Consider the following 24,015-nt stretch of genomic DNA (forward strand, 5'->3'; position numbering starts at 1 on the left):
AATCGATAAGTTGGTTGTCCTTTTTCACGTCCATATATATGTAATTTACACCTAGTTGTAATAATAAGTAAAAAGGGTATATATAATATGTTAATTACATCAATTAACCTGTTTACACTATCCGAATTATGGCAAAAAAGCTTATTATACGAAACCATAGGAGGTAGTTTATTTGGGTGAGTTATTTTCTGGTATCCCCTATTTACGAATGGGCGCTGGTGAACCATTGGTTTTTATTCATGGTCTTGGCGAAATAAAGGAAGGCTGGTCCAACCAGTTTGAGTTCGCAGAGCAGTACGATTTGATTATTCCAGATTTACGGGGACATGGGGAGTATATTACAACTGAGAAAATTTCCATTTCTAGCTTCGCATTCGATATTATTTGCTTGTTAAAGGGGCTCGGAATTGAAAGCGCTCACATTTGTGGATTATCAATGGGTGGGATGGTGGCACAAGAAATCTATCGTCAAGCACCAGAAATGTGTAGGTCCCTTATACTCGTAAGTACATTCCATTATGCACCCAAACGGTTTGGTGAGCTATTTTTAAAATTTCGTAAGGCTCGTGCAGAGTCTCTTTCCCTCCAAGAGCAAAAAAATATGGCAGCACGGGTTTGTCTCTACTCTTGGACTGAAAGTAACTTTGAGGATTTCTTTAAATTTTATCAGCCTAACCGTGAATTTTATCTGCCATCAATGAAAGCCTGTCTTGAGGTTAATAATCTATGTCTGCTTCCAAAAATTAAAGTTCCAACCTTAATAATTGGCGGACAATATGACGCAGTCACACCTGTCTGGATCCAATTATTAATGCATAAACAGATTAGGCACTCTGAATTTGTTATTTTTAGAAATACAGGACATATTGCTAAGCTCGAAGCAAAGAAATCCTTTAACGAGGTTCTGCGGAATTTTTTACACAAACAGAAAAAAGCAAGTTAAGGGAAGGAATCTCCCTTCCCTTTCTTCCCTTACTTATTATATAACCTTGTACTTACCTTTAGTACTATAATTTAGAGTGGATTTGAACGCGAAGAAGCCCATTCATCCACAACTACTGCAAACAATCCGGTTAATGCTAAGGAAACATGACCTGCTTCAACCAGTTTGTAAGTCTTATCTACACTAGAGACTAAATCCATGATAGGCAAGCTTTGAGGTTCTAGTACTAAATTATCATTAGACGAGGAAACCACAAGCATATTTGATTTAATATTTTTCAAATTTGCCTTCTTATCCCCTATCATTAATTCTCCCTTTACAAGCTTGTTTTCTTTAAAAAGATCATTTGATAATTGTCTAAATGCTTCACCTGCAAAAGGGACATGATCTGTCGTCCATTTATTCATACGACGCCATTTATCCACATAACGCTGATCATGCGCTCGGTTTAAAAGCGTGGAATAGTTAGTAAAATAAATAGGTGCAGACACTGCTCTAAATATTCCTTCCACATATGCAGGTGGGACAACCCCAAAAACATCAATGAAGCGATCAACATTAATGTTTCCTTCTTTGAGACCTTCTGCCCATTTATCCGGACCAACAATTGTACTAAAGTCAATTGGCACAGTGGCAACAATCAAATTTTTAATCGGTTCTTCCGCAATCGAAGCGTAAATAGAAGCAATTGTTCCACCTAAGCAATAACCAACAAGCGTTATCTCCTCCGCACCAGAATGGCGTATCGCACGCTTAACGGCAGTTCTTAAATACTTTTGGATATATGTATCCAAACCAATATTCTTATCTTCATAACCAGGTGTACCCCAGTCTAACAAATACACTTCATAACCACGGTTTGTAAGTCCCTCAATAACACTAGCCTTTGGGGCGATATCAAGGATATATGGTTTATTAAACAAAGAATAAACGAAGAATAAAGGAATTGCATATTTTTTTTGTTTGGCAGGATAATGCCATAGTACCGATTTATTTTTTTTCCAAACTTCATTTCTAGGAGTATGACCGATTTTCGGTTCCGGTTCATTTAACACTTGAAAAACATGCTTCCAACGCTTCATTTCTTTCTCAAGGTCTAACGGCGGAAATAAATTGGGTGATTCAACTGCCATTTTATTAACCTCCTTCTCTACTTTATTTTGATGAACCTGCTCCGGTTAAAACTAGTTCATCTCTTTTGTCTTTTTCAATCAACTCTTTAAGAATCTCAAATTCATCTTTAAAAGTATTTAATTTACTAAGTTCGATCTTCATCTCTTGTAGCTCATTTTGTATGTCTTTAGAATCTGCCAATTCTTTTTTCGTTTTAACTAACTCTGTTTTTAGCTGTTTTGTAAGTTTAATAATTTCCTTTGAAATCTCAACCACACTTTCAATTTCTTTGCTTTGTGATTTCATGGAATCTTGTAAATCCCAAATTTGTTCTTCGAGGGATTCAATTTTTTCTTCTGTTTGGATTGTTAATGTCGCAACATTAGCCAGATCGTTCTTCGTTGGGATATTAAGTACACCAGCAAGGGTTTCCTGATTTTTTCTAATTGCTTCAAGGTATCGGGATTGTGTTTGGGTCCCTACTTTTGACATTTTGACGAATTCAGTGTTATTTGTCCAAAGGTAAATAAAATCATTTATCTGTTTTTCCCACAATTCACTGTAATTTTTTAAAGAATCAAATGGATCATACGGTCTTTTTGTTGTCATCTAGTCCACCTCAATATAGTTATGATTTTGTAGATTCCGTACTATTCTTCATATATTGCTGAAAAGGAAATAGTGCAGATTTTACTTGCTTTTCAAATAGATTGACAAATATTTTTTGATTTTCATATAAAATATTTGTTGTCCCCTTTACACCTTGAATATATTTATCTCTGCTTCTCTTTCTAAAAGAAATATATTGTTCAACAGACTTTAAGTATGTGTCCAGTGCTAGACCATTCGTTAAAGCGCGACTTGGGGTTGTTAAAAGGAATGTGGTCTTATTCTGAATATCATCAACCACCTGGTTAAACTGTTCATATGATTTAATTGGGAAAAAATGTTGAATAGTAGTTGTGGTCATGAGTAATTCCTCACGAGCATATTTTTCCCATACAGAAAACTCTCTCCTAAATTGTTCAGTAATTACTTTGCTATTTTCCTGATTCCTTTTAATACTTTCAACATAATGTTTAGTTGCATTTAAGAATACTTCATCACGTTCATTTAAGCGTCCTGCCCATGCATCCATTTCATCAAAGGCGGCTTTCCACAATAATTCATAACTTGAAACTGATTCATTCCTATTATCCATATTTCCTTTCCTCCACTTGTTTAGTTATTAAATAGTTTCTTCAATTCATCTAGCTCATTTTCCAACGTTTTAATTTTGCAAACCTTTACATTCTTCCATTCATTTTCCATAAAATAAAGCATGTCCGATAAAGATGTATTAAGCTTTTTTAACTCGGTATTGTCTTTTTTCAGGTCCATGTTTAGCTCATACATGGTTTCTTCAAGGCTATCTATCTTTTCCAGACAATCTACTTTTCTTCCTGCAAGAGTCACAAATTCTTCCTTATTAGGAATATCTAATTCTGAAAGCCAATTTTTAATTACCTTTTGTTGGATAACGATTAGATCTAAGTGTTTCTCTAATGCTTTTCCGAATGCATGTGTAAAGGTAAGAGAATTGGTATATGTATGAACCCTCATATTCCACTCTTTTTCAAACTCTTTATAAAAATTTTCAGGGTCTTGATGTGTCGATTTCATAAGTTCCCTCTAATCTAACCGGTTAGTATGTTCTATCTATATTATAACAATTAGGTACAACAATGTACTAGGGTAAATTTTTTTATTTTTCAAAAATCTTATTAAATAATAGTTTCAAATAAGAATTGATGACTTATTTGAGAATCTTTTAAGTTCTTTAGTTATTTGAATAATCATATAATTGTCAATATCTAGTAATAAAGGAGTTGTTAAGAATGCCTATAACGAAGGCGAATGGAATTGATTTATATTATGAAGTTCACGGTGAAGGTGAACCGCTGTTATTAATCATGGGGTTATCACTTACTTCTAAATCATGGTTTCGAACAATCCCCGCGTTAAGTGAACACTATAAAGTGATCGTCTTTGATAATCGGGGTGTAGGTCTAAGCGGGAAACCTAATTCCCCCTATTCAATTGAATTAATGGCTGAAGACGCTAGAGCGGTTTTGGATGCAGTCGGTGTAGATTCAGCTCATGTTTATGGTATTTCTATGGGTGGAATGATTGCCCAAAGGCTGTCTATAAAATATCCTGAGCGCATTAAATCCCTCATCCTAGGCTGCACAACATCAGGCGGAGAAAAACATGTACAACCTGGTGCTGAGGTCTCCATGCTCATGCTATCTAGAGGCTCTTCTACTGCTACACCAGAAGAGATGGCCTGGGCAACCGCTCCAATTCTATACAGTCAATCTTTCATCGAAAATCATAGGGACCAAGTGGCAGAGGATGTCCAAAGGCGAATTGAAATCCCTGTACTGCCATATGCCTATATGCTGCAACTTCAAGCATGTCTTGCTCATGACACTTACAATGAGATTGACCAAATAAGAGTACCTGTTTTGGTTATTCATGGAGACGAAGATAAATTAGTACCCTATGAAAATGGTGTAACACTTGCTGAAAAAATACCAAATGCCGAATTCCTAACGATAAAGGGTGCAGGTCACATCTATGTAACAGAAGCCAATGATTTAGTAAATAAAAGGGTCTTAGAGTTTCTAAACAACCATTAAAATAATAAATGCCCAATCATTTTGACTGGGCATTTCTATTTTTATTGAACGCAAGCACTTGTTCCTCCATCCACAACAAGAACATGTCCATAAACATAATTAGAAGCATCAGAAGCTAAAAATAAAGCTGGGCCTTTCATATCATCATCAGATCCAAATCGTCCTGCTGGTGTTCTCTCAAGAATTTTTTCCCCTGAATAATCTAATACCCCTTTTGCCATCTTTGTTGGGAAGAATCCAGGCGCAATGGCGTTGACATGAATGTTATATGGTGCTAGTTTTACAGCCAAATCTTTAGTAAGTGTAATGACTGCTCCTTTACTCGTTGAATAGCCAATTGCATCCATCACGGTTGGGTCTTGACCGCCCAATCCTGCTATCGAAGCAATATTTATGATTTTTCCAGATCGCTGCTCCTTCATGATTTTCCCAACTGCCTGCGAAAATAAAAATACTGCCTTAAGGTTGATATTCATTACCTTATCCCATTTGTCTGCAGGCATTTCTAACGCAGGAGCTCCCCAACTTACCCCACTATTATTGACCAAAATATCGATTCGGCCAAACTCTTTCATAGTCTCATCAACGACATATTGTATTTCTTCTTGGTTAGATACATCACATTTTAAGGCAAGAGAGCGAACTCCTTTTGCATTTAAACTTTCACTTATTTCCTGGCATGCTTCTAAATTCCGTGAACAAATTACTACATTTGCTCCAGCATCCGCATATGCCTCAGCGATTTGTTCACCAAGTCCTCTTCCCCCACCCGTTACAATGGCTGTTTTACCTTTTAGGCTAAATAGATCTTTACTATTCATCTTTATTAACCTCCAAATAATTCATTATCCTCTTTATCTTAATATATTTAATTTTATTAAAATAGGAATATTTACTAATTTTCATAGAAATGTAACTAGTTATTTACTTAATAGAAAAATCAATTGTTTTATAAGCCACGAAAAAGGTAAGTAGAGAAAAAATGGCCTCCTTCAACCCGAATATGAAAATGGAACTGCTAAATATAAAAAAGTTAAAAAACAACACAATTTGTCCAATTGAAAAAGGGGTTCGTTTACTAAATAAAATGGCCAAAACCTCTGTACCATCTAAAGACCCTCCAAAACGAATAACAATGCCTACACCTAATCCTAGGATAACCCCACCTAGAACTATTACTAGAAATGAGTTATTTATTAAAGAAGGATATGGTTCTAGAATATGAGTACCGATTGATAACACCAAAATAGCAAAAAGGCTTAGAATCAGAAATCTTTTTCCCAAATAAGAATATCCTAATAAGAAAAAGGGAGTATTTAAGAGTAGAAGAGACAAACCAATCTCAATGCTAGAAATATGAGAGAGCATAATGCTAACTCCGACGATACCACCGTCAATTATATTATTCTTTACTAAAATTAACTGCAATGAAATTGCTACAAGCGAAGCACCGCAGAAGATGTAAAATACTCTTTTCGTAATAGATATATAGGCAGATCTGCTATAACTTTGATAATAATGTTCTCTCTTCTTATACATACTCTGCCCCTTTAGTCCAATTTGTCTCTGCTTTGTATGGTTCATTATATTCTTCTTCACAAGAAAAATGCCCGTCCAATTGGACAGGCATTTTTCTTTGATTACCTTTTAAGCTTTTATCTTAGCAAGCTCTTCATTTCGAAGAACCCTTCGTAGTAACTTACCAACAGAAGATTAAGGTAAAATATAATGAGAGTGAAATTTTTTTGTCAAAACCTCCCTGATTTAAAAATGGAATAAAGGAGGAAGAGGAACATTGTAGTAACTATGCCGAAGCCTATTTCTATTACTGGCATTTTGTATAACAGTGCAGATGTTTGACCTGAAAGTGATGCGCCAATGATAATTCCTACTAAAATAATACTAAAGGATAGCAGTACTATACTAAAGGAGAGTCTGTTGCTGATTCGATTAAGTTTATTAAGGACCGGTTCCATTTCAGGTGTTGATATTTCTATCTGCATCTTCCCTTTTTTCATAACAGAAGTAAATTCTTTTATCGTCCTTGGGAATTCATGAAGGATATCTCCATATTCTGTAAAGTTAGACCAGGCAAACTCCGCCATATTTTTAGGCTTAAAGCGATCCATGAGTAATTGCTTTCCAAATGGTTCTGCAACTGCTAAAATACTAATTTCGTGGTTAAGCTTTTCAACAGTGCCCTCCAATGTTAGAAGCGTTTTTCCTAATATCGTTAAATCTGTTGGTATCGTTATTTTGTGACGATAAGCAACCGAAAAGAGTTCATTCACTGCAGTTCCTACACTCATTTGACTAAAGGGAACATCCAGGTACTTTTCTCTGAGTTTATCGACGTCTGAATGTAACTGTTTTACATTTACGTCATCTGGTACAAGCCCCATGCTAGTAATGGCCCTTACTACTTCTGTTGTGTTTTTACGCATTAAGGCAATGACAAAAGAGGCAATGTGACTCCTCATTTCAGGGGTGATTCGACCGACCATCCCAAAATCCATAAATGCAATAACCTGGCCAGGCAATGCAACAATATTACCAGGATGAGGATCTCCATGGAAAAATCCATCGATTAGAATTTGATGAAATAAAGCATTTACAACTTTTTCACCTAAAACCTTCGTTTCATATCCCTCTTGATGAAGCTTTTCTATTTCATTTAGTTTTATTCCATCAATAAATTCCATCGTCAGTATTTTTTTGGTACTGTATTCCCAAAATACCTTTGGAATATGGACCTTTGGATCATTATTGAACTGTTTAGCAATCTTTTCAGCGTTTCTGCCTTCATTTTCATAATCTAATTCTTCTCGGAGCGACCTGGATAACTCTTCGACAATCGTTCGAATTTGGTATCTTTCTACCCAATCAATTCTACTTTCGGCTAATCTAGCAAGATCCTGGAGGATTTCTAGATCTGTTTCAATCACACTCATAATATTGGGACGTTGAACCTTAACTGCAACACGCTCTCTTGTAAGTAAAACGGCATGATGAACTTGTCCAATCGATGCTGCAGCCAGCGGGTTCTCATTAAATTCTGCAAATGAATTTTCAAGTGAATCAACTAATTCCTCCTCTATTATCCTTTTAACTTCATCGAATGAAAAAAGAGCAACACTGTCCTGAAGTTTTACTAATTCTTGAAGTATGTCAGCCGGAATAATATCAGGTCTAGTACTAGCAATTTGACCAATTTTTACAAAGGTTGGGCCAAGTTCCTCAAGAAACATTCGAATTCGTTCACCTGTAGTTCTACTACTCAGTGATTTATTTCCTTCAACAAAAACTCTCTTCGGTACCGATAACAAATCTAGAAGCCCTAACTCTTTCATAACAAAACCAAATCCATACTTGGTAAAGGCATATACAATATCACGATAGCGTTGAATATGACGAATTTTTTTCTTAATCATCTGCTCCACTCCTGCTGGGAGTATTTTTTTATTCGTTAACCACGAATCAAGATTCTCATTTTTCCCTTGTATTTACAAGGTCATTCTACGAATGTTCGCTTAAATAACAAAAAAGACGCATCTTTTCGGATACGTCTCGTTTACCACTATTGCTTTTTTAACATATTAAATACTTGTTCCACATCTTTGTCACCACGACCTGATAAGTTGACGACCAGTACATCATCATTCGGTAATTCTTTTGCTAGTTTTATAGCATATGCAACAGCGTGGGAACTCTCTAACGCAGGAATGATACCCTCTGTTTTACTTAACAGCAGAAATGCCTCCAATGCTTCTTGACCAGAAACTGTTACGTATTCAGCTCTTCCACTGGTTTTCAATTGGCTATGCTCCGGACCGACACCCGGATAATCCAATCCAGCGGCTATCGAATAGGTAGGCTTTGGATTACCATTTGCATCTAATAGAGTTAAACATTTAAAGCCATGAATTATGGCGGGGGTTCCTTTTGTTAAGGTTGGTGCTTCTTCCGGTTCGACTCCGATTAGGCGAACATATTTTTCATCTATATAGTGTGCGAATGCACCGATAGCATTACTGCCGCCACCTGCGCAGGCAATGACTGCAGTTGGCAGCCTTCCTTCTTTATCAATGATTTGGCGCTTGGATTCTTCGCTAATGATTGCTTGAAAATGTTTAACCATCGTTGGATATGGATGAGGTCCAACAGCTGAACCTAATAAATAAAAGGTAGTTTGATAGTTTTCAACCAAGTCAGCTAATGCTTCATCAACGGCATCCTTTAAGCGCCCTTGCCCCTTCTCGACCGGTATTACCTTAGCCCCTAATAATTCCATTCTAAATACATTCAGCGCCTGGCGCTCTGTATCAAGCTTCCCCATATAAATAATACATTCCATTCCAAACATTGCACAGGCAGTTGCTGTTGCAACACCATGTTGTCCTGCTCCCGTTTCAGCGATAATTCGTTTTGCACCCATTCGTTTTGCCAATAATATTTGGCCAATAGCATTATTTATTTTGTGGGCACCGGTATGGTTTAAATCTTCTCGTTTTAGATAGATTTTTGCTCCGCCCATTTGTTTTGTTAAATTTTCTGCAAAGGTCAGTGGGTTTTCCCGCCCAACATATTCCTTAAGGTAATAATTAAATTCCTCAATAAAATCTGGATCATACTTATACTTTAAAAATTGTGTTTCCAGCTCATTTAGTACTACCTGCAATTCCTCAGGTACAAAACTTCCGCCAAATTCACCGAAATAGCCTCTGCTTTCTACACTAACTTTTTCCATACTCTGCTCGTCTCCCCTGCTACTAAAATTCCACTCATACATTGAGTTGAAATTATTATAGTATATGTTTACTGAATATTCAAACATAATATTCATTCATATCTAAGTGATTCGATTGGGTCTAATTTAGATGCTTTGTTTGCTGGCAACAGTCCAAACACAACACCGATTACCATCGAGAAGACCCCCCCGCCTAACACTACTTGCCAAGATATCAAGGATGGCCAACCTGCAAAGAGACTTACAATACTTGAGGTTCCCCAGCCAAGTAATATTCCAAGAATCCCACCGATTAATGTTAGCGTCATCGATTCGATTAAGAATTGTGTTAAAACCTGTCCTCTTGTGGCACCTAGGGCCATACGAATTCCAATTTCTCTTGTCCGTTCTGTTACTGATACAAGCATAATGTTCATTACACCAATTCCGCCAACGAACAACGAAATACCTGCAATGCTGCCGATGATCAGGGTCATGATTCTTGTAATTTGACCAATTCCAGCGGCGATTTCTTCCATATTAAGCACTTGATAGGAATCCTCTGTGTTATGCATATTGTTTAAAAGTCTTGCTGCCTTTTTACCGGCAATTTGCAACTCATCTGAAGAGTCTGCCTGTAGAGTTACCTGTGTAAAGTCACTGCTTCCATATATAGTCCGCCATGTTTGAAATGGAAGGTACACTTCCATTGAACTAAACGAAAGGAGACCGGTTGGTTTTTCTAAGACACCGATGATTTCAATCGGCTGATTTGCCACTTTGATTACATCTCCTACAGGATTGTCTCCTTTAAATAATTCTTCCTGGATAACATGACTTACCAAGCCAACTCGACGACCACCTAGAAAATCAGAGGTAGAGAAACTTCTTCCTCTTTCAACTTTCATTTCATTTAATTTTAAATAAGCTTGATTAATACCTGTGGAAGATACGTCAGCCGCTTCCTGCTGGTATCTGATTGTTGACATTTGAGTGCTAGATGCAACAATGCTTTTTACCTCTTTTATCTGCTCTAGAGCACGAATATCCTCCTGTTTAAACGGTGCCTGCAGAAAAATGTTTGGATTTGCACGGATTTCCTCATCAGATGGCTGATAAAACAGCTCCACTGTATTTCCAGGACCGGTAATCTGAGTTTTAAGCATTGCTTCCCCGCCCTGCCCAATTGCCACTACGATAATTACTGCTCCAACACCAATAATAATCCCCAGCATGGTTAAAATGCTTCGCATTTTATGCGCTTTAAGCGAACTAAACGCCATCAAAAGGTTTTCCATAAAACTCATTCAGTCGCCCCCCTATTGGAATGCTGTGGCAACTGAATCATTCCATCTCGAACAAATATTGTACGTTTCGCATACGCCGCCACTTCTGATTCGTGGGTAACTACAATGACGGTAACGCCCTCTTCCTCATTTAACTCTCTAAATTGCTCCATAATGTCGATACTTGTTTTTGAATCAAGTGCTCCGGTTGGTTCATCTGCAAGAATGATCTTTGGTTTATTAACAATGGCTCGTGCTATAGCGACACGCTGCTTTTGTCCTCCAGATAAGGCATTAGGCAGATGATCCATACGATCCGCTAGTCCCACTTTCTTTAAAGCTTCTTCTGCTCTAGACTGGCGTTCAGATTTGGAAATCCCGGCATAAATCATCGGAAGTTCTACATTTTTCAACGCTGACAAGCGCGGTAGTAAATGAAATTGCTGGAATACAAATCCAATTGATTGATTTCTAACTCGTGCAAGTTCATTGTCACTATAATGTGAAACATTTTCTCCGCTTAGTGTGTAGTTTCCAGTAGTTGGTTTATCCAAACAGCCAACGATATTCATTAAGGTCGACTTTCCTGAACCAGAGGGTCCCATAATCGCAACGAATTCACCTTGCTCGATTTTCAAACTAATCTTATTTAAAACATTAACGCTCTCTTTTCCAAGCAAATAAGTTTTGGTAATCGATTCTAGCTCAATCATTTTACGGTCACTTCCATGCCATTCTTGAGTGAATCTGGTCCGTTAATGATAATCGTATCTTCTTTTGAAATGCCTTCCACAATTTCTATCTTCGTACCTGAAGTAATGCCTGTTTTAACAGTTTTCTTCTTCGCTTTTCCATCCTTAATAATAAAAACATATGGCTGATCGCCATCATCCTGCAGAGAGTCTATGGAAAGTACATTAGCCAACTTTTTGTCTGTTTCAATTTCCATAATTACTTGGAAACCTGGCTTTAATGCCTTCAAATCACCTGTAATCTTCATCGTTACTGGATACTGTACAGGCTGACTTCCACTTTGGAGATCTGTTTGATTTTGTTCTGGGAGAAGAGAAATCTTGATAATTTCCCCCTGCCATTCTTGCTCAGGTACAGCATCGGAGCGAAGGATAACTTTCTGACCATTGTTTACTTTCAAAGTATCAAATTCAGACAATAGCCCAGTTGCAACCATTGCGTCGAGTTTACCAATATGTATAATAGGTTTTGCCATGCCCGCTTCCATTGATGATGAATCTGGCTTATTCACGGATAGGACTACTCCATCTATTGTACTGATAATTTCTAATTCACTTAGACGTTTATCTATCATATACTTTTGAAGTGTTGTTTGCTTTAGTTCTAAATTAGCAAGCTTCTTTTCCATCTCTAGCTGCTCATATTCAGGGTCTAGTTGTTTCTTCGCTTCTTCTTTCCCCACCTGATCCGCAATAGTCTTTTCTTTATCCTTTAAAAGCTTCAATTGTTTATCAAGTTGATTTATTTTTAGATTAGCAGATTCAATAGACAGCTTATTTTGCTCCACTTCTAAATCTAATTGAGGATTTTGGAACTTTGCCACTACCGTGCCTTTCGTTACTGCCTGCCCTTCTACTACTAATAGCTCTTTAAGTTCTCCATTTTCAGGAGAGGCATAAATGATTTGTTCCTCTTCGAGTTTTACTGTACCTGGAATCATTAAAAGGGAGGAAATTTCCTCCTCCTTCATTTCAGTAGTTTCAACGGAAGGTCCTTTTGCAAGAACCTCCCGGTAAACACTGACGGAAATCATGATGATGACCAGGCTAACCACGCTAATCATAATCCATGTTTTCTTTTTCATTATAGCATCGGCGCTCCTTGCAGCAGACTGCCGATTAAGGCAAAACCAATTCCAATTAAGAAGAAGATAATTGCAATTGTCCAGGCAAGTCCTTTAGATAATTGAGCTGTTTTATGAAGTCCGATAGCTGTTACAATCATAGTCCAGATTGCAAAAACCTCAAACGAACCTAAAATGCCGGCTTTATCTTGATTTAGTAACCCTGCTAAACTTGTAACATATATTTCTGGATTACCGCCAATTGCATATCTAATCGCTGTATTTAGAATGATTCCCGCAGCACCGATTACCGCGATATACGTATTCATTGAAAATAATTGTTTAAATGTTACTGGTGAACTAGCAATCTTAGTAATGATTAAATGGATGGTACTGCTAATAAGTACACCGATAATTGGTGTTAAAATTCCGGTTATCGCCACCGTCACTTTTGTGATACCTAAAACGAGGTCTACTTGATCTTCTGGTATCCCTTGCTCAATTAAGATTGAAGCATCCATTGATAACGCCAAAAATGTCATTCCCACTGCGTAAAGAATACTAACTATGAGCAATGGTAACCAGATTTTCGGAGTCTGTTTCATTCTTTCAAACTGCTCTCCTGGACTTGTAAACATTCCTAGTAATGAAGGCTTTGGTACTTTTGTGATCATTTCTGTTTGAGTTTCCATTTTTTCACCCCTGTTTCTATATAATGTAAATATTAACTTAATTATACGTTATATTAGGAAGAAGGTTTCATTATTTCTGTTGCTTTAGTACTAATACATCTTCCCCGAGTCAATGAACATGAATTACTATCATTTTAGTGATAATATAATTCTGACATGAAAGGAGAGATATACTTGAAAATCGTAGCACTAGTAGGTAGTAACCGGAAAGAATCATTTAACAGAAAATTAGCAGTATATATGCAAAATCGTTATCAAACGACAGTAGAAATTGAAATTCTGCCGATTGAAAAACTTCCAATGTATAATCAAGATGATGAACTAACACCGCCAGAAATCGTAACGGAGATTAAGAAAAAGGTGGCTGAAAGTGACGGTGTTCTTTTTGTTACACCTGAGTATAACCACTCTATTCCTGCTTTTTTAAAAAATGCAATAGATTGGTTTTCTCGTGTTGATAAAGTTATGGTGAACAAACCTGTCATGATCGTCGGCAGTTCTCCTGGAGTATTAGGAACCGCCCGTGCACAGATGCACTTACGACAGATCTTAAATTCTCCTGGAATTTCTGCATTAACTTTACCGGGAAATGAAGTATTTATAGGTGCTGTTCATGAAAAACTTGATGAATCTGGTAAACTGGTTCACGAACCAACCGTTCAGTTCATGGATACTGTGATGGATAACTACATAAAATGGATTAAAAAACAAAGCCTATAAGAATTAATGGTGGATGCTCAGTTAGTGCACATAAAAGTACTGAAAGGCACTTTCTGAGAATAAGGAAGGTAAAAAAGAGGGACAACAATTCCGAAGTTGAAGAAGCCCAAGGAAGAGAGTGACATAGATGCTGGACGGTCCTCAAAAAAGCTATCGCTGCTTTTTGGTCACTAGATTCCCTCTTGTGACCACTTCCATGAAATCCAGGTTATCCACACTAAGTTGAATCTATAATTTCCTATACATGTACGAAAAACGCATGGGTACCTTACATCCATGCGTTTTGCTAATCTATTTTAAATAGATTTATTCATTTCTTTTTCTAATTGCTCAATACGTGCGTCAATTGTTGTCTGATTATATGAACGATTCACTTGATCCTCAAGACGGTCGATATAATTCTCGATATCTTGGAAACGTGAAAATGATTTATCTGTGTTAGATTCTAATACTTGATCCAACCGATGATTTGCCCTTGTTACGTTTTCACGCCCCATCAGCTCCATTCGACGAAGCTGCATATCTTTTAGTTTATTCTTCATTTCTCCATGCTTTCTTTCTAGGTCAGCCAGATGACCTTTTACTTGCTTGAGTGATGCTTTTAATCTCTCTGCCCGATTAGAATATACTTGCAGTTCCTCTGAGGTAAATTGATAAAGCTCAGTTTCTCCCGCTTTTGAAGCAACTTCAGCCTGATATTTCCTTTTTTCAGCTAACTGCTCCGCATGGTGCAGCTCTTTTGTAAATTGATCCTTAAGTGCATTTTGACGCTCTAAGAACTTCCCAGCTTTTTCGGTTTCCTGTTCGCATTGACGAAGATATTGATTAAGTAATGCAATTGGATTTTGTTTTTCTTTTTGATCAAGCGCCTCGTTTAAGTCTGCCGTAATCGTATTTTTAATACTCGTAAAAAGATTGGTCATGTTATTTTCGCTCCTTCGATTAATAGTTTTTTATTTCATTCCATTGCTTTTCAAAATTTACAAATGGATCAGCTTCTTCTTGGATTACATTTTGTTTGCTGGAATTCCAGTATTTATAGACAAGGTATAGAATGTAGGCTGCCACAAGACCGATAATTGCAGGTGCGTTAGAGATTGAAGCCATTAGAAAAATAACTCCGAAAATGCCTAGCGCAATTTTTCCACCAGTGGATTCTGCCTTTATAAATTGTTTGTAGATGAAATATAGTATCGCCAGACTTATTAATAACCCCACCATCGGACCAAGTGTAGATAGTAAGATAATGGCTGCAATTCCTCCCGCTAAAACTAAACCAAATTTTTTCATTTTGTTTTCCTCCTTTTGTTTTCTTGATATCATCTTACCTTTTTTCAGCGTTTCAAATAATTGAGCCTGAGCTTGATTTTCATTTAGGTCTAGAGACGTAGAAAGGGTCAGTCTCCTTAGGAAGCTGACCCTATAAACAACAGAAAAGAGGATGGGACAAAACCCTTCTCTAAACTAAAAGCCTGTGAAATTTTACGAGGAGTAAAATTTCACAGGCTTTGATTTTTTTCATAATTAAAAGGACAAATTTCTGATAAAATTTAAGTAGCCTTACCAAATTCAAATCAGAAAGAAGTGTCCTTATGTTTAAAGATTATAACATGAATCAACTGATTTTACCTTTAGATTTAGAAGTTAATTTACAAGAAATGATATTGCTTTTTCCATTCATCATTTAGTCGAAAGCATTCCTAATAGAGCCTTCGACTCTTTCTTACGTCATACAGGTTGTCCTGCCCATCATCCACGCATGATGCTTAAAATTATTTTATGTGGTTACAAACAATCCGCTTTCTCGGGCAGAAAAATTGAGGGTCTTGTGAAAGATAGTATGCGTATGATGTGGCTAGCCCAAGGCTATGAGCCAAGTTACCGAACAATCAATCGTTACCGTGTACATCCAGAAATGAAAGAATTGATTCGTCAATGTTTTTTATTCAGTTTCGCTGTCAACTTGTGCAAGAAAAGCTAATCGATCAGGAAGCGATTGTTATTGATGGTACAAATATCGAAGCGAACGCTAATAAATTAACCTTTGTATGGAAGAAATCCGTTAAAAAATATAATTCGAATCTGGTGGAGAAGTCGAATCAGCTATACAGTGAGCTGCTTGAAAAACAAATCATCCCTGAAATGACACGAGAAAATGACGAACAACTTTCAATTGAAGAACTATCTCAAATCACTGAAAAGCTAGAGGAAGTCATTGAAAAATATACGGAAAAAATCGAGAATTCTAGTGATGTCAATGAACGCAAAAAATTGCGTAGCGAACGAAAAAACCTAAACAAATATTGAAACAGGTTTATGAACGGATTGAACGAAAGCAGAAATATCAAAAAGACTTCGAGATATTTGGTACACTGAATAGCTATTCAAAAACAGACCACGATGCGACATTCATGCGAATGAAGGATGACTATATGCAAAATGGACAATTAAAGCCTGGTTATAATCTTCAAATAGCGTCCGAAGGACAATATACACTTGCCTACGGCATTTTTTCTAATCCAACGGATACAAAAACACTTACGCCATTTCTTCATCAAATTGAAGAACAGTACTTTTCATTACCTGAACATATCTTCGCGGATGCCGGCTATGGCAGTGAACAAAATTACGATGATATTTTAACTAAGCGCAAACGTACACCGCTAATTACATATGGTTATTACTTGAATGAACAAAAGAAAAAGTTTAAAAAGGATCCGTATAGAACGAGCAATTGGATGTACGATGAAGAAAGCGATGCCTTTACTTGTCCGAACGGACAGAAAGTGCCGTTTAAATATAATTCGAATCGAGCAGACAAAACAGGTTTCCAGCGTACGTTTAAAATTTATGAATGTGAGGACTGTACGGATTGTCCATTTCGAATAAGTTGTACAAATGCGCAAGAAGGAAAAAACCGTAAGCTGATGGTATATGAGAAGTGGGAACAACTAAAAGAATATATAAGTGAAAAGCTTTTAGAAGAAAAAACAGGTGCTATTTATCGTCAACGTAAAATTGACGTGGAGCAATTTTTGGATTTCTGAATGCTAATTTTGGTTTCACTCGATTTTCTGTATGTGGAAAATTGAAAGTTGAAAACGATATCGGTCTAGCATTAATGGTCGTATGCTTAAGAAAATATACGGCTAGATCGTAAGATCCTGTCCGTATATATGTGAAATAAAATGAAAAAAGTGAAATCAACGATGCCGATTTCACTTTTTTCATTTATAGAAGCTAGTTATGTCCCAGCCTCTTTTGGACCGTATTTAATTGACTTTCTTAACCGCTGGAATTATATAAGTTCCATCTAAAACCGATTTACCACCATTATACAAACGCATCATTAAATAGAAGTCATCTTCAGGAGCAGGTAGCCAATTTGATTCATTTCCAACTGGAGCATGATCCTGAATATAAATATCTAATGAACCATCATGATTATATTTTATTCCATTCGTTTGATCCCCAATTGAATATCTGTTAATTGAGTTGTCAACAAAGAAATAGTCCATTTTATATAAAGTAATTGAGAAAAATGCTTTAACATCTGGTAACTCACCTTTCTCAAAATGTAATACATACTTATTTTGTCCATTTAATTGAGTTTGAGTGTCGTCACCATAAGTAACAGTATATCTAGCTTCTTCTTTTGGTAATCCAGGTAAGCCAGCATTCGTGATGACAGCTCTAGTAAAGTAATCATGGCCATATTTACCTTGATTTGCAGGTGAATATGTCCATGATTTCGGTCTGAATTTATTCGTGATTGCAGTAAGTGCGTCATCAAATCCACGCTTAATTTGTTCTTCATATTGCTTACTCATGCCATTTGGATTATTTAATCCTAACATTGTGAATTGGTCTTGTAATAGTTTTTCATCTTTTGGTGCTGGGTATTTTTTAATTAATTTATTATATTCATTAATAAATTGCGTTGGTGTTAACTTTTCAACTGGATTGATTGTTAAAAACATATCTCGTGGTTCAGAAACGACTGGATTTTTTCCATTTAATGTCTTCACATTAAACTTTTTATTTAACTCATATACAGTATTTTGGTTTTCTCCTGGGTATACAAGTGTTCGAATAAGTAACCAAACCGTACTAGTAGGGGCTTTAATTACTTTTACACCTTTTGGCGTTTTTCCCTTCCAATTCGGACCGACAACTACAAACTCATTTGCTTTTGTACCAGTTGTTCGTTTACCTACTGTTGTGAAGATGTTATCCCACATATCTACAAACGATGCAGAATAATATCTTCCATTTGTATCTGGTGTATTAAATACTAGTGGACCCATTGATAAATCAAGATAAGTAGAACTATAAAGAGTATCTTGATTTGGTGCCACAACATTTCGATCTTTTGCTGTCAATAATCGCTCTTGCGGTACAAAACGATTCATTTGAATTGTTTTTTTATCTCCTTCAGAATAAGAAATCAATTGTCTTGTTCTTTCTAAAACAAGTAATGGATACGCATATGTGTAAGCAGTTACTGCTTGACAATAAACATAATTATCAAAAGGATTAACTACCAGTTCAGAAATCGGTGTTGCAGTTTCAGCTTTCGCAGAATTTATCGTATCATTATTTGAATTAAAAGGCATTGTTGCTAATGAAGTTGCAATTGATGGAATCAATAATTTCTTTCTTTTCATTAAACTTTAACTCCTCTCAAGATAAATGAATTAATTGAATGCTACATTTTCATACTATTTTTTTCCATTTACCCCTTATTAGTTTATAAGGTAGTAGACATATCTCAAGAGAATGAAAATTCAGATAATAGCGCATAAATAATTACTTACTCCCAACAGATGAACGTAAGGATCTTCTTAAAATTTTTCCTGTACTATTCTTAGGAAGTTCTGATAACATCTCAATTTCTCTCGGATGCTTGTACTTTGCTAATCTTTCTTTAGCAAATAACATGATTTCTTCAACCGAAACAGATTGATCGTTACATACGACAAAAGCTTTTACGCTCTCACCAAAATTACTATCTGGTGTTCCAATAACAGCTGCTTCTACTACCGCAGGATGTTGATACAATACTTCCTCAACCTCTCTTGGATAAACATTATAACCACCGACGATAATTAAATCCTTTATTCGGTCAACGATATAGAGATAACCATCTTCGTCCATTTTTGCTAAGTCCCCAGTATAAAACCAGCCATCTTTTAAAGAAGCGAACGTAGCCTCTGGCATTTCTAAATAACCTTGCATTACATTCGGTCCTTGAACAACTAATTCTCCTATTTCACCAATAGGAACTTCCAACCCATTTGGATCAACTACTTTATTAATAACGCTAGGAATGTTTAAGCCAATTGACCCAGCTTTTCTAACTCCCTTTAAAGGATTAAATGCAGTGACAGGAGCCGTTTCAGATAATCCATATCCTTCTAAAATATCAACCTTATATTTTTCTTGGAAACGAATAAGAAGTTCAACAGGTAATGATGCCCCACCTGAAAAACATGCACGGATTGATGAAAAGTCATCAGAGGTAGCATTAGATAATTGCAATAAAAAGCTATACATTGTCGGAACACCTGCAAACAAAGTTGCCTTGCTTCTTACAATTGTATTTACGACTTCAGTAGGGTTGAATTTAGGAACTATAAAAATATGTGCACCACTTTTAATTGGCGTATTGATACAAACTGTCATACAAAACACATGAAACATTGGTAAAACAGCAATAATTCGATCATCTTCAGTAAACTCAACAAGTTCAGCAAAAGATTCTGCATTTGAAGCCATATTTCGATGAGAAAGCATCGCTCCTTTTGGTCGACCTGTTGTGCCAGAAGTGTATAAAACAACAGCAAGATCATTTTCATGAATAGATGGTGCTTCAAATTGATTTGTAGAATTCTGAAGAAGTTGTTCCCAGCTAAACTCAGTTTCTAGTGATTCAGTGTAAAATACCATTTCCAAATTCTCTAATTGACTAGTTAAAGAAGTTAAAGTTGATTTTAAAGCATGATTAGCAATTATTGCCTTAGCTTTACTATTCGAAAGAATATATGAGATTTCTCCAGAAGTAAAAATCGGATTTATTGGTACAACCAATGCACCAGCTCGAAGTATCCCATAGTAAGCTGTTATAAATTCTGGACAGTTACCAAGTAGTAATGCTACTCGATCACCTTTTCTAATGCCTTTTGCATATAATCCTGATGCAACATTATCAACCATTGAATCTAGTTCTTGATAAGTTACACTTTGATCTAAAAATGTAAATGCATAACGATAAGGATAATTCGCTGCACTATGCTTTAAATTATCATTTAAATTGCAACTCATGATTATCTCTCCTTTTTATTTAAATAGAATTATATACAGTATTTAAACGCCCACAGGAAACTCTGAAGAGAAAACACTTTTGTTAATTTCATCTATCCATTGCTCTCCCCAAGCTTGAGTAAATACTTAATAATCCCATTTTCAATTCCCTTTTAATTATTTGATATTTAATCATCCTAGATAACATTAGATTAATATTTAGATTTGTTTTGTTTCCGTAAAATGGATGCCTTTAATGTTCTGTGCTAATGGTCTGTCAGGTTTGGCAAATATAGCAAATAAAATACTACTGACAAGTAAGATCGCTGAAGTACATATTATTGTATAGTTGAATCCTCTCAAAGTATTATTTCCTGCCATTTCTATAAGGTAACCGCAGACTAGCGGACCTACAATACCTGACATATTCATAAAAGAAGTTCCAAGGCTAGCCATCAGCCCGCGTCTCTCGGGAAGTAAACTCATCATGATAACAGGTCCTATACTTAGTGTGGTTGTTGATAATCCCACTGCCAGGCCCAATATTGCAATCACCATTCCAGGTGTTTGAACAAGAGTGGCGAAGAAAAGCAAAAACGCACTTATTATTTGTAACGATGCCGCATATATGACACGAGAAGAACGCAAATTATTTGATTTCTTAAATAGCTTATCAGACCAAATAGAAGCACAAATGGATACAACCATGTTAATGAGACCGATTGTTAATATAGCTAATCCCATTTTCGTTTGCGACAAATTTATTGCCTTTACCAAATAGACAGGTAGCCATACTGAAACCCATACAACCAACCAAAAACATCCAAATAGATTGAGTAAAGTAAAAATTAAAGTAGGAGAGAATAAAATCGGTCTAAACTCTGACCATTTAAGTTTTTCAACAGCCAATCTCATTTCTGTGGATTCAACTGTAGTCTTTGATTTATCTTTTACAAATACCCATACAAGAACCCAAATTAGACTCACTACCCCTAAAGCTACAAATGAAATTCGCCAGCCATAGGTTTGATTTACGTGGACCAACACGGGGGTCAGTACCATTGCGCCGACCATCGCACCTGCATTGGAAATAGAAATGGCCATTCCACGAGATTCTGGTGGAAATACTCTGCTTATATGACTAATACCAACCGGACCAAATGGACCCTCAAATACACCAAGCAATACTCGATAAAGGAGTAGAAACGCGAAACTCGTTATGAAAAAGGTGCCAAATTGCAAAACCGTCCAAGCAATCAATAGAATCCCTAACATTTTTTTGGTACCGATTTTATCAGACCAAGCACCTCCGATTACACCAGATACAGCAAAGAACCAAAAAAATATGCTTCCGAGTAAACCGTATTGAACATAGGAGAGGTTAAAATCCTTTATGATATAAACAGATGCGACACTTGTGGAAGATTTATCTGCAAAGTTTATTAGTGTTGCTATTACCAACATAACTAAGATTACCCAGCGATTCATGAAAACCACTCCTCTACAATTTGTTTTTCCTTACCTCATTTTTTAAAATTTCAATCAAGAAAGCAAGGCCAAGCCATACTTTCTTTTCATCTAATTACAATCTAATCTTTTTGCAAAATAAACTCGACCTTTTGAAAGTTCCCTGAAAATGCGAAGTCTCCCATGTCAGCATAGTTTTTACTTACAGGTAAATATGCATCTCGTCCCACATCTAACCCCTCAATCGAAATAAAAAATGGTAAGGTTCTTGGCAAATCAACTTCTCCAACCTGATGATTATCGATAAAAAGACTTCCTTTCCCTTGTAACAGACCTGTTTTTGAAAAATCATAATGTACCGTTGATTTTCCAACTGGGACCTCTAGATTGGATTCGATTTTATAGACATTCCCAACATAATTATACTCATAAAATAAACGGTTATTTTGAATATACAATGTATATCCACTGTATTGATTTCCGTGAGCAATTAATACACCCTCGCTGTCTTTACTTGGACGTTCTATCGGTACAGTGATCGTGTAAGAACAGTTAAAAATAGGCGGCGCTGCTAGATTATGGCTCATGCCTGGATAATACGTAAACTCTGTACGAGATCTTACCTTATCATCAGGGGAGACGTAAGCAAATAATTCAATCGATTTATCGACCATTGGAAGAGCACCATATTCCTCAGCTTCTCTAAACCAGATATCTTGTAATTCAGCTAGTTTCTCTGGGAATTTTGCAGCTAAATCATTTGTTTGAGAAAAATCATTGTTAGTGTTATACAAGTTCCATTGATCATCTTCAAATGGTGTTCCTTTCGTATGAAAAGAGATTGCCTTCCAACCTTCATGCCAAATTGCACGCTGAGCTACCATAAGGAAGTATTGAGTTTCCCGCCTTGTCTGAACTTTTGGTTCATCAAATGTATACTCCATGCTTACACCATGCAACGGCATTTGCTTAATACCCTTGATTTCTTCAGGAGGACTAATTCCAGCTAAGTCCAGAACTGTCGGGGTGACATCAATAACATGATGGAACTGATTACGAATAGTCCCAACATCTTTGATTCGATTTGGAAAATGATAAATCAAGGGAACATGAATTCCTCCGTCGAATGTTGTTTGCTTATATAATTTAAAAGGTGTATTACTTACTTGAGCCCATCCACGAGGATAGTTAGGTTGTGTATTTGGTCCTCCAATTTCGTCTATTAACGGTAGAATACTTTCTGCAGTTGTTGGAATTCCGTTAAAATAAGAAGTTTGCTCAAGAATTCCGTCAAACTCTCCCTCCTGGCTGGCGCCATTATCAGAAAGAAATACAATCATCGTATTATCCAATTGACCTATAGCATCTAGAAAGTCAACGAATCTACCAATTTGTTCATCTGTGTGAGTGAGAAATCCCGCATATGTCTCTTGAAATCTTTCGAATAGACGCTTTTCATCAGGAGTAAGATTACCCCATTCCTTAACACCAGGGTTGCGTTCCGTAAGCTCTGTATCATTTGGGACAATTCCTAATGATTTTTGACGTTCAAGCCTTTCTTCTCTTATTCGATCCCATCCTTTGTTATATGTTCCTTTGTACATATCGATATAACTTTGGGAGACTTGGTGCGGTGAATGCTGTGCTCCAAAGGCAAGATACATGAAGAACGGTTTCTCTGGAAAAATTGAAGCATGATCAGAAATAAACTTAATTGAATGGTCAACAAGATCCTCTGAAAGATGATAATCAGGCTTCTTTGGAGGCTCCACATTATGATTATCGTAAACTAAACTAGGATTATATTGATCTGTCATACCTTCTAAAAATCCATAATATCGATCAAAACCTTTTCCTAACGGCCAGTTTTGAAAAGGACCAGCCGGTGTTTCTTCATATGTAGGTGTTAAATGCCATTTTCCTACAGCAAAAGTACTATAATCATTTTCCTTTAAAATTTCCGCTACTGTTCCTGCTGAAGAGCTGATTTTACCGCGTGAACCAGGTACATCAGGACCTAAATCGAAATTAGAAAGAAGCCCCATTCCTACAGAATGGTGATTTCGACCGGTCAGTAAGCTTGCTCTCGTGGGGGAACAAAGAGGTGTAACATGGAAGTTATTATAGCTCAATCCATTTTGTGCTAAACGATCGATATTAGGTGTCTTAATTTCCGAACCGTAGCAGCCTAGGTCAGAAAAACCCATGTCATCAAGGACAATGTATACAATATTGTTTTTCATTTTCATAATCTCCTTTAAATCTAAA

21 protein-coding genes and 1 pseudogene are annotated in these 24,015 nt (G+C 36.4%); 4 read left to right on the forward strand and 18 right to left on the reverse strand.

Going from position 1 to position 24,015, the window contains the following annotated elements:
- Nucleotides 1-172 precede the first annotated feature (172 nt).
- Nucleotides 173-943 carry an alpha/beta fold hydrolase gene (locus QUG14_RS11085; RefSeq protein WP_289340592.1) on the forward strand — a complete coding sequence of 257 codons (771 nt, stop codon included), beginning with the start codon at nt 173-175 and terminating at the stop codon, nt 941-943.
- A 71-nt stretch (nt 944-1,014) separates the two neighbouring features.
- Here the strand turns inward: QUG14_RS11085 and QUG14_RS11090 are convergent, their stop codons facing one another.
- Genes QUG14_RS11090 through QUG14_RS11105 form a run of 4 tightly spaced genes read right to left on the reverse strand, consistent with a single transcriptional unit; the run spans nt 1,015 to nt 3,718 of the window.
- Nucleotides 1,015-2,076: an alpha/beta fold hydrolase gene (locus tag QUG14_RS11090; RefSeq protein WP_289340594.1), complete on the reverse strand. Its 1,062-nt coding sequence runs from the start codon at nt 2,074-2,076 to the stop codon at nt 1,015-1,017.
- A gap of 22 nt (nt 2,077-2,098) precedes the next feature.
- Nucleotides 2,099-2,665: a polyhydroxyalkanoate biosynthesis repressor PhaR gene (locus tag QUG14_RS11095; protein WP_289340596.1), complete on the reverse strand. Its 567-nt coding sequence runs from the start codon at nt 2,663-2,665 to the stop codon at nt 2,099-2,101.
- A gap of 19 nt (nt 2,666-2,684) precedes the next feature.
- Nucleotides 2,685-3,257, reverse strand: coding sequence for a hypothetical protein (locus QUG14_RS11100; RefSeq protein ID WP_289340597.1), 573 nt, complete (start codon nt 3,255-3,257; stop codon nt 2,685-2,687).
- A 20-nt stretch (nt 3,258-3,277) separates the two neighbouring features.
- On the reverse strand, nt 3,278-3,718 hold the full coding sequence (locus QUG14_RS11105; protein ID WP_289340598.1) for a hypothetical protein: 441 nt from the start codon (nt 3,716-3,718) through the stop codon (nt 3,278-3,280).
- Between the two features lie 215 nt (nt 3,719-3,933).
- Between QUG14_RS11105 and QUG14_RS11110 the strand changes: the two genes are divergently transcribed.
- Nucleotides 3,934-4,737 (forward strand): alpha/beta fold hydrolase, encoded by an 804-nt coding sequence (locus QUG14_RS11110; protein WP_289340599.1) that lies wholly within the window; start codon nt 3,934-3,936, stop codon nt 4,735-4,737.
- Between the two features lie 41 nt (nt 4,738-4,778).
- Here the strand turns inward: QUG14_RS11110 and QUG14_RS11115 are convergent, their stop codons facing one another.
- From QUG14_RS11115 to yknW, 8 genes are all read right to left on the reverse strand, one after another.
- Nucleotides 4,779-5,558 carry an SDR family oxidoreductase gene (locus tag QUG14_RS11115; protein WP_289340600.1) on the reverse strand — a complete coding sequence of 260 codons (780 nt, stop codon included), beginning with the start codon at nt 5,556-5,558 and terminating at the stop codon, nt 4,779-4,781.
- A gap of 103 nt (nt 5,559-5,661) precedes the next feature.
- Nucleotides 5,662-6,276, reverse strand: coding sequence for a YitT family protein (locus QUG14_RS11120; protein WP_289340601.1), 615 nt, complete (start codon nt 6,274-6,276; stop codon nt 5,662-5,664).
- Between the two features lie 209 nt (nt 6,277-6,485).
- Nucleotides 6,486-8,168: an ABC1 kinase family protein gene (locus QUG14_RS11125; RefSeq protein WP_289340602.1), complete on the reverse strand. Its 1,683-nt coding sequence runs from the start codon at nt 8,166-8,168 to the stop codon at nt 6,486-6,488.
- Nucleotides 8,169-8,314: 146 nt separating this feature from the next.
- Nucleotides 8,315-9,484, reverse strand: coding sequence for a tryptophan synthase subunit beta (gene trpB, locus QUG14_RS11130; protein WP_289340603.1), 1,170 nt, complete (start codon nt 9,482-9,484; stop codon nt 8,315-8,317).
- Between the two features lie 92 nt (nt 9,485-9,576).
- Nucleotides 9,577-10,770 carry an ABC transporter permease gene (locus QUG14_RS11135; RefSeq protein ID WP_289340604.1) on the reverse strand — a complete coding sequence of 398 codons (1,194 nt, stop codon included), beginning with the start codon at nt 10,768-10,770 and terminating at the stop codon, nt 9,577-9,579.
- On the reverse strand, nt 10,767-11,462 hold the full coding sequence (locus tag QUG14_RS11140; protein ID WP_289340605.1) for an ABC transporter ATP-binding protein: 696 nt from the start codon (nt 11,460-11,462) through the stop codon (nt 10,767-10,769). The genes QUG14_RS11135 and QUG14_RS11140 overlap by 4 nt, the downstream gene beginning before the upstream one ends.
- Complete coding sequence (locus QUG14_RS11145; protein ID WP_289340606.1) at nt 11,459-12,586, reverse strand: efflux RND transporter periplasmic adaptor subunit; 1,128 nt, start codon at nt 12,584-12,586, stop codon at nt 11,459-11,461. Before QUG14_RS11145 ends, QUG14_RS11140 begins: the two co-directional genes overlap by 4 nt.
- Nucleotides 12,586-13,257, reverse strand: coding sequence for a YknW family membrane protein (gene yknW / locus QUG14_RS11150; protein ID WP_289340607.1), 672 nt, complete (start codon nt 13,255-13,257; stop codon nt 12,586-12,588). Before yknW ends, QUG14_RS11145 begins: the two co-directional genes overlap by 1 nt.
- Before the next feature lie 174 nt (nt 13,258-13,431).
- On the opposite strand from yknW, the gene QUG14_RS11155 reads away from it, so the two are divergent.
- Complete coding sequence (locus tag QUG14_RS11155; protein WP_289340608.1) at nt 13,432-13,977, forward strand: NADPH-dependent FMN reductase; 546 nt, start codon at nt 13,432-13,434, stop codon at nt 13,975-13,977.
- Nucleotides 13,978-14,273: 296 nt separating this feature from the next.
- Here the strand turns inward: QUG14_RS11155 and QUG14_RS11160 are convergent, their stop codons facing one another.
- Together QUG14_RS11160 and QUG14_RS11165 are read right to left on the reverse strand one after the other, a co-directional pair.
- Entirely contained in the window at nt 14,274-14,900 is a 627-nt protein-coding gene (locus tag QUG14_RS11160) for a PspA/IM30 family protein (protein ID WP_289340609.1), read from the reverse strand.
- 19 nt (nt 14,901-14,919) lie between these two features.
- The gene (locus tag QUG14_RS11165) at nt 14,920-15,267 is read right to left on the reverse strand and encodes a lmo0954 family membrane protein (RefSeq protein WP_289340610.1); all 348 of its coding nucleotides are present in this window, start codon (nt 15,265-15,267) and stop codon (nt 14,920-14,922) included.
- A gap of 302 nt (nt 15,268-15,569) precedes the next feature.
- Between QUG14_RS11165 and QUG14_RS11170 the strand changes: the two are divergent.
- Nucleotides 15,570-17,128, forward strand: a pseudogene (locus QUG14_RS11170) (IS1182 family transposase); the annotation flags it as partial.
- 121 nt (nt 17,129-17,249) lie between these two features.
- On the opposite strand, the gene QUG14_RS11175 reads toward QUG14_RS11170, so the two are convergent.
- From QUG14_RS11175 to QUG14_RS11190, 4 genes are all read right to left on the reverse strand, one after another.
- On the reverse strand, nt 17,250-18,644 hold the full coding sequence (locus tag QUG14_RS11175) for a DUF1254 domain-containing protein (protein ID WP_289340611.1): 1,395 nt from the start codon (nt 18,642-18,644) through the stop codon (nt 17,250-17,252).
- Nucleotides 18,645-18,786: 142 nt separating this feature from the next.
- A complete protein-coding gene (locus QUG14_RS11180) occupies nt 18,787-20,301 on the reverse strand; it encodes a long-chain-fatty-acid--CoA ligase (RefSeq protein WP_289340612.1) in 1,515 nt (504 codons plus the stop codon).
- Nucleotides 20,302-20,499: 198 nt separating this feature from the next.
- Nucleotides 20,500-21,768, reverse strand: coding sequence for an MFS transporter (locus QUG14_RS11185; protein ID WP_289340613.1), 1,269 nt, complete (start codon nt 21,766-21,768; stop codon nt 20,500-20,502).
- Nucleotides 21,769-21,869: 101 nt separating this feature from the next.
- Nucleotides 21,870-23,990, reverse strand: a complete 2,121-nt coding sequence (locus tag QUG14_RS11190; RefSeq protein ID WP_289340614.1) for an arylsulfatase — start codon at nt 23,988-23,990, stop codon at nt 21,870-21,872.
- Between the last annotated feature and the right edge of the window lie 25 nt (nt 23,991-24,015).

Origin of the sequence: Neobacillus sp. CF12 (genome assembly GCF_030348765.1) — a bacterium.
In the GTDB taxonomy this organism is placed as follows: Bacteria; Bacillota; Bacilli; order Bacillales; family Cytobacillaceae; genus Neobacillus.